The sequence below is a fragment of the Citrobacter braakii genome, assembly GCF_002075345.1.
In the GTDB taxonomy this organism is placed as follows: Bacteria; Pseudomonadota; Gammaproteobacteria; order Enterobacterales; family Enterobacteriaceae; genus Citrobacter; species Citrobacter braakii.
On sequence record NZ_NAEW01000001.1, the window covers coordinates 499,087 to 512,322 of the forward strand.

Annotated in this window: 14 protein-coding genes and 1 other annotated feature; of the genes, 9 read left to right on the top strand and 5 right to left on the bottom strand. The window is 49.2% G+C overall.

Annotated features, from left to right (window positions below):
• Positions 1 to 166 precede the first annotated feature (166 nt).
• From thrS to ihfA, 8 genes are all read left to right on the top strand, one after another.
• Positions 167 to 2,095, top strand: a complete 1,929-nt coding sequence (gene thrS, locus BZK42_RS02645; RefSeq protein ID WP_080858711.1) for a threonine--tRNA ligase — start codon at positions 167 to 169, stop codon at positions 2,093 to 2,095.
• 3 nt (positions 2,096 to 2,098) lie between these two features.
• The gene (infC, locus tag BZK42_RS02650) at positions 2,099 to 2,641 is read left to right on the top strand and encodes a translation initiation factor IF-3 (protein ID WP_048997935.1); all 543 of its coding nucleotides are present in this window, start codon (positions 2,099 to 2,101) and stop codon (positions 2,639 to 2,641) included.
• Positions 2,642 to 2,737: 96 nt separating this feature from the next.
• Positions 2,738 to 2,935, top strand: coding sequence for a 50S ribosomal protein L35 (rpmI, locus tag BZK42_RS02655; RefSeq protein ID WP_003030583.1), 198 nt, complete (start codon positions 2,738 to 2,740; stop codon positions 2,933 to 2,935).
• A 55-nt stretch (positions 2,936 to 2,990) separates the two neighbouring features.
• Complete coding sequence (gene rplT / locus BZK42_RS02660) at positions 2,991 to 3,347, top strand: 50S ribosomal protein L20 (protein ID WP_003030578.1); 357 nt, start codon at positions 2,991 to 2,993, stop codon at positions 3,345 to 3,347.
• A 120-nt stretch (positions 3,348 to 3,467) separates the two neighbouring features.
• Positions 3,468 to 3,592: a sequence feature (Phe leader region), on the top strand.
• Positions 3,473 to 3,517: a pheST operon leader peptide PheM gene (pheM, locus tag BZK42_RS29040; RefSeq protein ID WP_001386830.1), complete on the top strand. Its 45-nt coding sequence runs from the start codon at positions 3,473 to 3,475 to the stop codon at positions 3,515 to 3,517. (Overlaps the previous feature by 45 nt.)
• 167 nt (positions 3,593 to 3,759) lie before the next feature.
• Positions 3,760 to 4,743 (top strand): phenylalanine--tRNA ligase subunit alpha, encoded by a 984-nt coding sequence (gene pheS / locus BZK42_RS02670; protein ID WP_016152865.1) that lies wholly within the window; start codon positions 3,760 to 3,762, stop codon positions 4,741 to 4,743.
• Between the two features lie 15 nt (positions 4,744 to 4,758).
• On the top strand, positions 4,759 to 7,146 hold the full coding sequence (pheT, locus tag BZK42_RS02675; RefSeq protein WP_080858712.1) for a phenylalanine--tRNA ligase subunit beta: 2,388 nt from the start codon (positions 4,759 to 4,761) through the stop codon (positions 7,144 to 7,146).
• 4 nt (positions 7,147 to 7,150) lie between these two features.
• Positions 7,151 to 7,450, top strand: a complete 300-nt coding sequence (gene ihfA, locus BZK42_RS02680; protein ID WP_003030571.1) for an integration host factor subunit alpha — start codon at positions 7,151 to 7,153, stop codon at positions 7,448 to 7,450.
• 40 nt (positions 7,451 to 7,490) lie between these two features.
• On the opposite strand, the gene BZK42_RS02685 is transcribed toward ihfA, so the two are convergent.
• The 5 genes from BZK42_RS02685 to BZK42_RS02705 all read right to left on the bottom strand — a co-directional run bounded on the left by BZK42_RS02685 (position 7,491) and on the right by BZK42_RS02705 (position 11,928).
• Positions 7,491 to 8,720, bottom strand: coding sequence for a NupC/NupG family nucleoside CNT transporter (locus tag BZK42_RS02685; protein WP_049281905.1), 1,230 nt, complete (start codon positions 8,718 to 8,720; stop codon positions 7,491 to 7,493).
• A 3-nt stretch (positions 8,721 to 8,723) separates the two neighbouring features.
• Positions 8,724 to 9,686, bottom strand: a complete 963-nt coding sequence (locus BZK42_RS02690) for a nucleoside hydrolase (RefSeq protein ID WP_080858713.1) — start codon at positions 9,684 to 9,686, stop codon at positions 8,724 to 8,726.
• A gap of 17 nt (positions 9,687 to 9,703) precedes the next feature.
• On the bottom strand, positions 9,704 to 10,438 hold the full coding sequence (locus BZK42_RS02695; RefSeq protein ID WP_080858714.1) for an outer membrane protein OmpK: 735 nt from the start codon (positions 10,436 to 10,438) through the stop codon (positions 9,704 to 9,706).
• A gap of 31 nt (positions 10,439 to 10,469) precedes the next feature.
• On the bottom strand, positions 10,470 to 11,684 hold the full coding sequence (locus BZK42_RS02700; protein ID WP_080858715.1) for a PfkB family carbohydrate kinase: 1,215 nt from the start codon (positions 11,682 to 11,684) through the stop codon (positions 10,470 to 10,472).
• Positions 11,685 to 11,769: 85 nt separating this feature from the next.
• Positions 11,770 to 11,928: a DUF1427 family protein gene (locus BZK42_RS02705; RefSeq protein WP_016152871.1), complete on the bottom strand. Its 159-nt coding sequence runs from the start codon at positions 11,926 to 11,928 to the stop codon at positions 11,770 to 11,772.
• A 304-nt stretch (positions 11,929 to 12,232) separates the two neighbouring features.
• Here BZK42_RS02705 and btuC point away from each other — a divergent pair, with 304 nt between their 5' ends.
• On the top strand, positions 12,233 to 13,213 hold the full coding sequence (gene btuC / locus BZK42_RS02710; protein WP_032931198.1) for a vitamin B12 ABC transporter permease BtuC: 981 nt from the start codon (positions 12,233 to 12,235) through the stop codon (positions 13,211 to 13,213).
• The last annotated feature ends 23 nt before the right edge of the window (positions 13,214 to 13,236 follow it).

The window sequence follows — 13,236 nt, forward strand, 5'->3', positions numbered from 1 at the left end:
TTTACCGGGTGAGGGACTGAGGATGTCAGTTTTTCATTTGTGTACCAGATTGTGTACCAATTTAGCGATTGTTGGTTAGATGGTTGCACAACTTACTGTAAACAAATAAATTTTCTCTTTGTATGTGATCTTACGTGTGGGTCACCACTGCAAATAAGGATATAACATGCCTGTTATTACTCTTCCTGATGGCAGCCAACGCCATTACGACCACGCTGTAAGCCCCATGGATGTTGCGCTGGACATCGGTCCAGGTCTGGCGAAAGCCACTATTGCTGGCCGTGTTGACGGTGAGCTGGTAGATGCTTCCGATCTGATTGAGCATGATGCGAAGCTCTCCATCATCACCGCGAAGGATGAAGAAGGTCTGGAGATCATTCGTCACTCCTGTGCGCACCTGTTAGGGCACGCGATCAAACAACTCTGGCCGCACACCAAAATGGCGATCGGACCGGTTGTTGATAACGGTTTTTACTACGATATCGATCTTGACCGTACGCTAACCCAGGAAGATGTCGAGGCGCTCGAGAAGCGGATGCACGAGCTCGCTGAGAAAAACTACGATGTCATTAAGAAGAAAGTCAGCTGGTACGAAGCGCGTGAAACCTTCGTGAAGCGTGGCGAGACCTATAAAGTCTCCATTCTTGATGAAAACATTGCCCATGATGACAAGCCTGGCTTGTACCATCATGAAGAATATGTCGATATGTGCCGTGGCCCGCACGTGCCGAACATGCGTTTCTGTCATCACTTCAAACTGATGAAGACCGCTGGGGCATACTGGCGTGGCGACAGCAATAACAAGATGCTGCAGCGTATTTATGGTACTGCGTGGGCCGATAAAAAAGCCCTGAGTGCCTACCTGCAACGTCTGGAAGAAGCGGCCAAACGCGACCACCGTAAAATCGGTAAGCAGCTTGACCTGTATCATATGCAGGAAGAAGCGCCGGGTATGGTGTTCTGGCACAATGATGGCTGGACAATCTTCCGTGAACTGGAAGTCTTTGTTCGCTCAAAACTGAAAGAATACCAGTATCAGGAAGTTAAAGGTCCGTTCATGATGGACCGCGTGCTGTGGGAAAAAACAGGTCACTGGGATAACTACAAAGATGCGATGTTCACGACCTCCTCTGAGAACCGTGAATACTGCATTAAGCCCATGAACTGCCCGGGCCACGTGCAGATCTTCAATCAGGGTCTGAAATCCTATCGTGATCTGCCGTTGCGTATGGCCGAGTTTGGTAGCTGCCACCGCAATGAGCCGTCAGGCGCGCTGCATGGCCTGATGCGTGTTCGTGGCTTCACTCAGGATGATGCACATATCTTCTGTACAGAAGAGCAGATCCGTGATGAAGTTAACGCTTGCATTCGTATGGTCTACGATATGTATAGCACCTTTGGCTTCGAGAAAATCGTCGTCAAACTGTCCACTCGCCCCGAAAAACGTATCGGTAGCGATGAAATGTGGGACCGTGCTGAAGCTGACCTGGCCGTTGCGCTGGAAGAAAACAACATCCCGTTTGAGTACCAACTGGGTGAGGGCGCATTCTACGGTCCGAAAATTGAATTTACCCTGTATGACTGCCTCGATCGTGCATGGCAGTGCGGTACTGTACAGCTGGACTTCTCTCTGCCGTCCCGTTTAAGCGCCTCTTATGTTGGCGAAAACAACGAGCGTCAGGTGCCGGTTATGATTCACCGCGCAATTCTTGGGTCGATGGAACGTTTCATCGGTATCCTGACCGAAGAGTTCGCTGGCTTCTTCCCGACCTGGCTTGCGCCAGTTCAGGTTGTCGTCATGAACATCACCGATTCACAGTCTGAATACGTCAACGAATTAACGCAGAAACTACAAAATGCGGGTATTCGTGTAAAAGCAGACTTGAGAAATGAGAAGATTGGCTTTAAAATCCGCGAGCACACTTTACGTCGTGTCCCTTACATGTTGGTCTGTGGCGACAAAGAGGTAGAAGCAGGCAAAGTTGCCGTGCGCACCCGTCGTGGCAAAGACTTGGGCAGCCTGGACGTAAATGAAGTGATTGAGAAGCTGCAACAAGAGATTCGCAGCCGCAGTCTTCAACAACTGGAGGAATAAGGTATTAAAGGCGGAAAACGAGTTCAAACGGCACGTCCGAATCGTATCAATGGCGAGATTCGCGCCCTGGAAGTTCGCTTAACAGGTCTGGAAGGCGAAGCTTTGGGTATTGTGAGTCTGAGAGAAGCGATCGAAAAAGCTGAAGAAGCTGGAGTAGATTTAGTTGAAATCAGCCCTAACGCCGAACCGCCAGTTTGTCGTATTATGGACTACGGCAAGTTCCTTTATGAAAAGAGTAAGTCTTCTAAGGAACAGAAGAAAAAGCAAAAAGTTATCCAGGTTAAGGAAATTAAATTCCGTCCTGGCACCGACGATGGCGATTACCAGGTAAAACTCCGCAGCCTGGTACGCTTTCTGGAAGATGGCGATAAGGCTAAGATCACGCTGCGTTTTCGCGGTCGTGAGATGGCCCACCAACAGATCGGTATGGAAGTGCTCAACCGCGTCCGTGACGATCTGAGTGAACTGGCAGTAGTCGAATCCTTCCCTACGAAGATCGAAGGCCGCCAGATGATCATGGTGCTCGCTCCTAAGAAGAAACAGTAAGGCCTTCAAGTAGCAATGTCTGTGGAGCCTGCGAGTTCCACAGCCGTTGTTCGCCTACGTTTCGTTTATTAACAATGCGAAGTGGAAGTTATTAAAATGCCAAAAATTAAGACCGTACGCGGTGCTGCTAAGCGCTTCAAAAAAACCGGTGGTGGTGGATTTAAGCGTAAGCACGCAAACCTGCGTCATATTCTGACCAAAAAATCTACTAAGCGTAAACGTCACCTGCGTCCAAAAGGCCTCGTTTCTAAAGGCGATCTGGGTCTGGTTATCGCGTGCCTGCCGTACGCATAAGCCGTTAACGTTTAATTAATTTTTTTACTAAGAATATAGATACAGGAGAGCACATATGGCTCGCGTAAAACGTGGTGTAGTTGCCCGTGCACGTCACAAGAAAATTTTGAAACAAGCTAAAGGCTACTACGGTGCGCGTTCTCGCGTATACCGCGTTGCCTTCCAGGCTGTTATCAAAGCTGGTCAGTACGCTTATCGTGACCGTCGTCAGAAAAAGCGTCAGTTCCGTCAACTGTGGATTGCGCGTATCAACGCAGCAGCACGTCAGAACGGTATTTCTTACAGCAAATTCATCAACGGCCTGAAAAAAGCCTCTGTTGAAATCGACCGTAAGATCCTGGCTGACATCGCAGTATTCGACAAAGTAGCGTTCACCGCTCTGGTCGAAAAAGCGAAAGCAGCTCTGGCATAAGCCGGTGAAAAGAGGGAGCCTGGCTCCCTCTCTTTTATTTGTAGTGCAATCAATTGGTTGACAATTTATCCGTAAGCCTTTTCAATAAAGGTTGTCCGGTTTTTACCACACAAGGTAACGCAAGCATGAATGCTGCTATTTTCCGCTTCTTCTTTTACTTTAGCACCTGAACTCAGGAGGCTTGCGCGTGAAAGAAGAAACGGAAAACAGCGCCTAAAAGCCTCCCTGGTGGAGGCTTTTTTTATACACGTTATCCTTCAGGCTGCCTCTGCATTGGCTGCAGTCGCTTCCCCCAGTCTCGTACGTGTGTACGCTCCTGAGGATTAGCGCTCTACTGCTGCCTTGACTCAGCCTGAATGATTTTGTGTATATACGAGCGACTAGTGAATATCGCAACATAACGAGGAAAACCATGTCACATCTCGCAGAGCTGGTTGCCAGTGCAACGGCCGCCATTAACCAGGCTTCAGATGTTGCCGCGTTAGACAATGTCCGCGTCGAATATTTGGGCAAGAAAGGGCACCTGACCCTTCAGATGACTACCCTGCGTGAACTGCCGGCAGAAGAGCGCCCGGCAGCAGGTGCGGTGATAAACGAAGCCAAAGAGCAGGTTCAGCAAGCGCTGAACGCGCGTAAAGCCGAATTAGAAAATGCCGCGCTGAATGCTCGTCTGGCTGAAGAAACGATCGATATCTCCTTGCCTGGGCGTCGTATCGAAAACGGCGGTTTGCATCCGGTAACGCGGACTATCGATCGCATTGAAAGTTTCTTTGGTGAGCTGGGCTTTACCGTGGCGACCGGTCCGGAAATCGAAGATGACTATCATAACTTCGATGCGCTGAATATTCCTGGCCATCACCCGGCGCGCGCTGACCACGACACTTTCTGGTTTGATGCGACGCGTCTGCTGCGCACGCAGACTTCCGGCGTGCAGATCCGCACCATGAAAGAAAAACAGCCGCCGATCCGTATTATCGCTCCGGGCCGCGTATATCGTAACGACTACGATCAGACGCACACCCCAATGTTCCATCAGATGGAAGGGCTGATTGTTGATACCAACATCAACTTCACCAACCTGAAAGGCACGCTGCATGATTTCCTGCGCAACTTCTTTGAAGAAGACCTGCAGGTTCGTTTCCGTCCTTCCTACTTCCCGTTCACCGAACCTTCTGCGGAAGTCGATGTGATGGGTAAAAATGGCAAATGGCTGGAAGTATTGGGTTGCGGAATGGTTCACCCGAACGTGCTGCGTAACGTCGGTATCGATCCGGAAATCTACTCTGGCTTTGCATTCGGTATGGGTATGGAGCGTCTGACCATGCTGCGTTACGGCGTAACCGATCTGCGTTCTTTCTTCGAAAACGATCTGCGTTTCCTCAAACAGTTTAAATAAAGGCAGGATAAAACAATGAAATTCAGTGAACTGTGGTTACGCGAATGGGTAAACCCGGCGATTGATAGCGATGCGTTGTCAAACCAAATCACGATGGCGGGTCTGGAAGTTGACGGTGTGGATCCTGTTTCTGGCGCGTTCAACGGCGTTGTAGTGGGTGAAGTGGTTGAGTGCGCTCAGCATCCTAACGCTGACAAACTGCGCGTCACCAAGGTGAATGTCGGCGGCGACCGCCTGCTGGATATCGTCTGCGGTGCGCCAAACTGCCGTCAAGGTTTGAAAGTGGCTGTAGCAACCGTTGGTGCCGTTCTGCCGGGCGATTTCAAAATCAAAGCCGCGAAACTGCGCGGTGAGCCGTCTGAAGGCATGCTGTGCTCGTTCTCCGAGCTGGGCATTTCCGACGATCACAACGGTATTATCGAACTGCCTGTCGATGCACCAATTGGTACCGATATCCGTGAATACCTGAAGCTTGACGATAATACTATCGAAATCAGCGTCACTCCGAACCGCGCCGACTGCTTAGGCATTATCGGTGTGGCACGTGACGTTGCTGTACTGAACAAAGCCCCTCTGGTTGAGCCGGAAATAGCGCCAGTAGCCGCAACCATTAGCGACGTCCTGCCGATTCAGGTCGACGCGGTGGAAGCCTGCCCACGCTATCTGGGCCGCGTGGTGAAAGGCATTAACGTTAAAGCGCCAACCCCGCTGTGGATGAAAGAAAAACTGCGTCGTTGCGGCATCCGCTCGATCGATGCTGTGGTTGACGTGACTAACTATGTGCTGCTCGAATTGGGCCAGCCGATGCACGCATTCGACAAAGACCGCATTGAAGGCGGGATTGTTGTCCGCATGGCAAAAGAAGGTGAAACCCTGGTATTGCTGGACGGCAGTGAAGCGAAGCTGAATGCGGATACGCTGGTGATTGCGGACCATAACAAAGCGCTGGCAATGGGTGGCATCTTTGGTGGCGAGCACTCCGGTGTGAATGATGAAACGCAAAACGTCCTGCTGGAATGCGCGTTCTTCAGCCCGCTGTCTATTACCGGTCGCGCACGTCGTCACGGTCTGCACACCGATGCGTCTCACCGCTATGAGCGTGGTGTCGATCCGGCGCTGCAACATAAAGCCATGGAACGTGCTACGCGCCTGCTGATTGATATCTGCGGCGGCGAAGCGGGTCCAATCATTGACGTGACGAACGAAGCCTCGCTGCCAAAACGCGCAACCATTACGCTGCGCCGTAGCAAACTGGATCGTCTGATCGGACACCATATTGCAGATGAGCAGGTGAGCGATATTCTGCGCCGTCTGGGTTGTGATGTCACGGAAGGGCAAGATGAGTGGAAAGCGGTAGCGCCGAGCTGGCGTTTCGATATGGAGATCGAAGAAGACCTGGTCGAAGAAGTCGCCCGCGTATACGGTTATGACAATATCCCGAATATGCCAATTCAGGCGGGTCTTATCATGGGTACGCATCGTGAAGCGGATTTGTCGCTGAAACGCGTAAAAACCATGCTGAATGACAAAGGCTACCAGGAAGTTATTACCTACAGCTTTGTCGACCCGAAAGTCCAGGCGCTGCTGCACCCGGGTGAAGAAGCGCTGTTGCTGCCAAGCCCAATCTCGATTGATATGTCGGCAATGCGTTTATCCCTGTGGACCGGCTTGCTGTCTACGGTAGTGTACAACCAGAATCGTCAGCAAAACCGCGTGCGTATTTTCGAAACGGGTTTACGTTTCGTACCGGACACGCAGGCCAACCTCGGGATTCGTCAGGATCTGATGCTGGCGGGCGCGATCTGCGGTAACCGTCATGATGAACACTGGAATCTGGCAAAAGAGACTGTTGATTTCTATGATCTGAAAGGCGATCTGGAAGCGGTTCTCGACCTGACCGGCAAGCTGGCGGATATTCAATTCAAAGCTGAAGCGAATCCAGCACTGCATCCGGGGCAGTCTGCGGCGATTTATCTGAAAGGTGAACGCATTGGTTTCATTGGGGTTGTTCATCCTGAACTGGAACGTAAACTGGATCTGAACGGTCGCACTCTGGTGTTTGAACTGGAGTGGAACAAGCTCGCAGACCGCGTGGTGCCTCAGGCGCGTGAAGTTTCTCGCTTCCCGGCGAACCGCCGCGACATCGCGGTCGTTGTGGCAGAAAACGTTCCCGCTGCGGATATTTTATCCGAATGTAAGAAAGTTGGCGTAAATCAGGTAGTTGGCGTAAACTTGTTTGACGTGTACCGCGGTAAGGGTGTTGCGGAGGGTTATAAGAGCCTCGCTATCAGCCTGATCCTTCAGGATACCAGCCGTACACTTGAAGAAGAGGAGATTGCCGCTACCGTCGCCAAATGTGTAGAGGCATTAAAAGAGCGATTCCAGGCATCATTGAGGGATTGAACCTATGGCGCTTACAAAAGCTGAAATGTCAGAATATCTGTTTGATAAGCTTGGGCTTAGCAAGCGGGATGCCAAAGAACTGGTCGAGCTGTTTTTCGAAGAGATCCGTCGTGCTCTGGAAAATGGTGAGCAGGTAAAACTCTCTGGTTTTGGTAACTTCGATCTGCGTGATAAGAATCAACGTCCGGGCCGTAATCCGAAAACGGGCGAAGATATTCCCATTACAGCACGGCGCGTGGTGACCTTCAGACCCGGACAGAAGTTAAAAAGCCGGGTTGAAAACGCAACGCCGAAAGAAGAGTAATCTGAACTAACTAAAAAGGCCGCGAATGCGGCCTTTTTTCTTAGTGGGCCAGAAGGAAAAACAGCCCGGTCAGTGCTGCGCTCAGCAGGTTAGACAACGTGCCCGCCAGGATCACTTTAAGCCCCATTTTAGCAATGAAACTTTTTTTCCCCGGCACAATCCCCCCCAGTACGCCAATCAATGCGGCAGGAGAGGACAAATTGGCAAACCCAGCCAGCGCCATGATCGTTATTATCTGCGAATATTCCGACAGTTGGTCTTTCATTGGAATAAAGCTGGTATACGCGACGAACTCATTCAACACCAATTTTTGACCTAACAGGCTGCCAATTTGCAAGACTTCGTTAGTGGGAATGCCCAACAGCCAGGCAACCGGAGCAAAGAGGTAACTAAAGATAAATTGTAGCGTGACGTTACCATAGCCGAAAAAGCCACAAAACCAGCCCAACAAGCCGTTCACCATAGCAATTAATGCAATCAGTGCCAGAAGCATTGCCCCCACGTTAGCGGCGAGCTTCAGCCCGATAGTCGCGCCATTTGTCGCCGCTTCAACGATGTTGATGGGCTTTTCATCTTGACCAAGCATATCGCCCGTCACGTCGGCAGTGTTTTCGGGTTCCGTTTCTGGAAACAGCATTTTCGCCATTAACAGACCGCCTGGTGCTGACATAAAAGAGGCGGCTACCAGATAGCGAATTTCGATCCCCATACTGGCATAGCCAACCAACACAGAGCCTGCGATAGAGGCCACACCACCTGTCATGAGGGCAAACAGTTCTGAGCGCGTCATGCGTGGCGCATAAGGCTTCATCAGGACGAAGACGTCAGTATTGCCCGCAAAAATATTGGCCGTTGCAGCCATGGATTCTGCCGGGCTGGTGCGCAGCAGTTTATGGATACCCGTACCGATGAGGCGGATAATCCACTGCATGATGCCCAGGTAGTACAGCACGGAGAACAATGCTGACATAAAAATGATAATCGGCAGAACATGCACGGCAAATACAAACCCCATTTTGAACTGTCCGAGATTCCCGAAGAGAAAGTTAATCCCTTCCGACGAATAGTTCAGCATGCCTGACAGACTGTTTGATATGGCGAGTAAGATTTTTTCCCCTAAGGGGACATACAGGATAAATGCAGCAAAAAGAGCCTGGATTGCAAAGGCGCCGCCAACGGTGCGAAACCGGATAGCTTTGCGATTTTCTGAACATAGCCAGGCAACGAGTAACAGGACAACAATGCCAAGTATGACGATGAGTATCTGCATGGTTTATCCCTCATCGGCATCAATGATGCTACGGAAAAGATCTTTAAAGAGAGCATCCCGCTCAATAAATTTTGCGACCTGAATGACGTGACGGCGGTTATCAAAACTCCAGCTCAGATTGTCATTGATCAAAGGGGATGTACGGTATTCACAGGTGAACCAGTCAGGATTCAGGACATAGCCAACCGTAGTGATATCCCAAATGACTTTGCGGGATGCAAAACCAATCCAGGGGCATCGCGGGGCAATTTCAGCAAAGTAGCTACCAATGCGGCTGGTCTCTGCAAAATAGTGCTGCATCTCTGGGACCGATGAGGCCATAGTGTTAGCCACGCCAAAGCAGGGGATTTGGGTGAGCGCTACGCCGCTATCAAAAAGTACCCGACTCGCCGCAATGTCCTGCATCAGGTTGAATTCATGATTATCTTTCCAGGCATAACTGTTACCCCCAAGCCAGATGACATGAATCTTTGTGACGATGTCCGGCGCGAGGAGCAGTGCGTTAGCGATATTGGTCGGCGCGGCGATTGCGAGTACATGTAATGTTTGCTCAGCCGTTCTTGCCCGGTTAATCAAATCCTGTACTGCTGCTGACATCTCCGGCTGGTTGCTATCTTTCAGATAGCGTGTTGAACCCTGGAATATTTGCGGTATGTTTTCGCGGCGGGGGAGTTTGTTAAATACGCGATAGATCTCATCGACGCTCAGTTGCATGCCTACTGCGGGATCGTCAACATATGTGTGCGAGCCCTCTTTACCAAAATAGTGGTTGGTAAACGGAGCGGCGTATACAGCTTGCAGATCGAGGCGCTCCGGGTGTAAGAATGCCCAGGCAATGGCCATCTGATCGTCAATTTCATTGTAGGTATCGCTGTCAATAACGATAGGCACTTTGCCATACTTAGGTGGCGTAATTAAGGCAATACGCTGCGCTGAAGTTAATTCAGGCCAGTGGATACTTAACATCGTTAATGTTCCTTAAGTTAGAAGTCGTAGGCCAGTCGATAAATGAGAATATCGCCATATCCATCCGCACCAAGTTTGTTATAAAAGTACCGATACATTAATGTGGTGGATATATGAGGCATGATTTTCCAGGTAATATTCAGGCCGCCGTTTAAACCATTGCTACCATGATTGTTAGCGGTATAGTCATCATTACGGTCAAGTTCTATTTCATTCCAATTGGACAGTAAGAAGTCCTGGTTGAGAAGATTGAAAGCATAACCAGCGTTCCATCCAATTGAGAAACCATTGATTCCATTAATATCATAAGCTGGGCCAAAATTACTGTGTGCGGTAATGTACTGACGAGCAATCCAGGGTTTAAACCACCATCCATCGCCTTTCAGGTCGGTATAGCCAAGCCCAATAAATTGATTCGTCTCTTTAAAATTGGGGCTTTGCGAATTATAGACTTTTGTAAATAAGCTGGCACCTGTTTTCCAGAGGTAGGTATGGATTTCACCATTCGCAGTCTGCCCCTGATTTCCCTCGTCATCTAGAATATTTTCAAAATCATAAAAACCGTACATTTCACCCCAATCAAAACCAATACCTCCCTCAATACCAATTAAGGCTTGTTCATATTCGAGGTCTTTAACACCGGCATCCCAGGATTGATAGTCAAAATGTATATTTCCCCAACCGTATTGTTGTTCAGCTAATGAGGAAAAAGCTACGCACGATAATAAAGCCCCGAAGGCGATTTTTTTCATTTTATATCCCTATTTTTGTGGTGGGTTAATATCAGTATTTAGTACAAGCTAATCGTTTTAATACGAGTTCATGGGATGGCATATTGGCTGCGCCTTCACGCTCTACGGCCAGTGCTGCAAATACACAGGCGTAATGAATTGCGTTGGCAATATTTTCTCCACAGGCAAGTCGTGCAGCGAGTGCACCATTAAATGCATCACCGGCGCCGGATGTATCAATATTAACGGCGGGATATGCCGGGAACTGTTGGTGAGTAGAACCATCAAATAAGCAGCACCCATCTTTGCCTAACGTAATTAGAATATATTGTGGTCCCATTTGGTGCATGGTTTCGGCGGCCTGACGAATATCGTCTGGCGTACGAATAGCCTTGCCAATTATCGCCTCTGCTTCTGTGAGGTTTGGGGTCAGGATGTGTGTCCAGCGGAGAAGATCTGTCACTTCCTTGCGCCATGGTGCTGGATTCAGGATTGTCATCACCCCGGCGGTATGTGCGAACTTAATAGCTTGAGCTGTAGCATCAGGATTGTTTTCCATCTGCGTCAAAAAAACATTGGCGGTGCCTATCTCGTCATAACAGGATATAATTTCTTCACTCGTTATTTCCTGATTAGCCCCTGGATTAATAACGATTACATTATCGCCAGCCTCTTCGGATATCATCACTACGGCACTGCCGGTTGGTGCATCATTTTTGGTAAAGATTGTTAGTTTTTCTAATCCTACGCCATTTAAAAAATGCTGGGCTTTGGTTGAAAACTCATCTTCACCTAATTTGACTGTAAAATAAGTGCGAGCATTGGCTTGTGCGGATGCTATCGCCTGGTTGCTGCCTTTCCCTCCGGGTAAACAACAGGAAAAAAGCGCGCGCGTGGTTTCTCCTGAAATAGGAAAACGGTGAAGCCGATATACTAAGTCGGTATTAAATGAACCCAGAATGTAAACTTTCCCATTGTTTTCGTTCATTGATATTTCTCGTTCGATCTTTGATTGGTTAATGATGATGTTTTGGTGCAAATAAAGAGAGTTGTTCTCATATAATGGGAATGCATTGTCGTGATTATATACAGCACCTCCATAGCATGAGCGGACATGTCCTGTTTTTACGAGGTCATTGATGTCGCGGCGGAGTGTTCTTTCCGTAACATCAAGTACCTTAACAAGAGATGATATTTTTACACTTCCTTGTTTTTTGAGTAGTGTTAAAATATAGCGAAGACGCTGTTTTTTGTAACGACAGGGCATCTAATCCTCACTTTTCATGAATGTGATGAGAGGTCCATGTAATAAGTTTATTTTGTCTATACGTTAATTTCTTTGGTGAATGAATTTATTTGTTGAATAAATAATTAAAGATCTGATTACCACTAAGTACACCGATGATACCAAATACACCAGGCCAGGCAGCAGGGGCTGGAATGGGGAGTTTTATTAATGTAAATATGAAACCAATAATTGCACCGGCAATAAGCGAAAGAATTATATCCATAAGATAATTCCTGAGGGTGTTATGATGATATGAAGACTACACAATATATTTACGTATTGATGAGAAGACAATCACACAAAACTTCTGCAACCGGACATCCTGTCCGGTTGTGGTTATTTATTTAATCTCAGGAACGATATTAATAATGACAGCTACTACCTGGTATTGCTGCCAGCATTGCATTAGGCAAAAGTCTAAGGTTCATGCTGTTTTGGGCCATTGCCTCATTTGCGGTAGAGCTTCCTTCCATGTTTTTTGCTTTCATCGTAAAATTAATGAGATAACCCATAAAAAAAGTATAAACATGCAACCTTTTGCACAATTACAACGTCGGCGAGACCGATACTGGTTAGGCACTTTATCGCTGTTGCTATTGGTCATGCTCGTGATTAGCTTATGCGCAGGAGAACAGTGGATCGCCCCCGGCGACTGGTTCAGCGCCCGCGGTGATCTGTTCGTCTGGCAAATCCGATTTCCCCGTACCCTCGCCGTTTTGCTGGTAGGCGCTGCGTTGGCCTTATCTGGCGCAGTGATGCAAGCTCTCTTTGAAAACCCGCTCGCAGAGCCTGGATTACTGGGCGTGTCTAATGGCGCGGGAGTCGGGCTCATCGCGGCGGTGTTGCTGGGGCAGGGGCAGCTCCCCGGCTGGGCGTTGGGTTTATGCGCCATCGCTGGGGCGCTGATTATCACGCTTATTCTGCTCCGTTTTGCCCGCCGTCATTTGTCTACCAGCCGTCTGCTGTTGGCGGGGGTGGCGCTGGGGATTATCTGTAGCGCGCTAATGACATGGGCCATCTACTTCTCCACTTCTTTTGATTTGCGACAGCTAATGTATTGGATGATGGGGGGCTTTGGCGGCGTTGACTGGCATCAGGCCTGGCTCATGGTGGCGTTGATTCCGGTGCTGGTGTGGATATGCTGTCAGTCGCAGCCGATGAATATGCTGGCGCTGGGGGAGACTTCTGCACGTCAGTTGGGATTGCCATTATGGTTCTGGCGCAACTTGCTGGTGGTCGCCACAGGCTGGATGGTTGGCGTAAGCGTGGCTCTGGCAGGAGCGATTGGCTTTATTGGGCTTGTGATCCCACATATTCTGCGGCTGTGCGGCTTAACCGATCATCGCGTGTTACTGCCGGGCTGCGCATTGGCTGGCGCTATCGTATTACTGTTGGCTGATGTTGTCGCGCGTCTGGTGCTGGCCTCGGCTGAGCTGCCAATTGGCGTGGTGACGGCCACCATGGGCGCACCGGTATTTATCTGGCTATTGTTAAAAGCCGCGCGCTAGAACGCGTTGATTCGGTCTATGAT

Excerpts from the sequence above, each read along its gene's own strand:
- btuC (WP_032931198.1), top strand. The coding sequence starts at position 12,233 with ATGCAACCTTTTGCACAATTACAACGTCGGCGAGACCGATACTGGTTA.
- pheS (WP_016152865.1), top strand. The coding sequence starts at position 3,760 with ATGTCACATCTCGCAGAGCTGGTTGCCAGTGCAACGGCCGCCATTAAC.
- rpmI (WP_003030583.1), top strand. The coding sequence starts at position 2,738 with ATGCCAAAAATTAAGACCGTACGCGGTGCTGCTAAGCGCTTCAAAAAA.
- ihfA (WP_003030571.1), top strand. The coding sequence starts at position 7,151 with ATGGCGCTTACAAAAGCTGAAATGTCAGAATATCTGTTTGATAAGCTT.
- rplT (WP_003030578.1), top strand. The coding sequence starts at position 2,991 with ATGGCTCGCGTAAAACGTGGTGTAGTTGCCCGTGCACGTCACAAGAAA.
- pheT (WP_080858712.1), top strand. The coding sequence starts at position 4,759 with ATGAAATTCAGTGAACTGTGGTTACGCGAATGGGTAAACCCGGCGATT.
- BZK42_RS02700 (WP_080858715.1), bottom strand. The coding sequence starts at position 11,684 with ATGCCCTGTCGTTACAAAAAACAGCGTCTTCGCTATATTTTAACACTA.
- BZK42_RS02705 (WP_016152871.1), bottom strand. The coding sequence starts at position 11,928 with ATGGATATAATTCTTTCGCTTATTGCCGGTGCAATTATTGGTTTCATA.
- thrS (WP_080858711.1), top strand. The coding sequence starts at position 167 with ATGCCTGTTATTACTCTTCCTGATGGCAGCCAACGCCATTACGACCAC.
- BZK42_RS02690 (WP_080858713.1), bottom strand. The coding sequence starts at position 9,686 with ATGTTAAGTATCCACTGGCCTGAATTAACTTCAGCGCAGCGTATTGCC.
- BZK42_RS02685 (WP_049281905.1), bottom strand. The coding sequence starts at position 8,720 with ATGCAGATACTCATCGTCATACTTGGCATTGTTGTCCTGTTACTCGTT.
- BZK42_RS02695 (WP_080858714.1), bottom strand. The coding sequence starts at position 10,438 with ATGAAAAAAATCGCCTTCGGGGCTTTATTATCGTGCGTAGCTTTTTCC.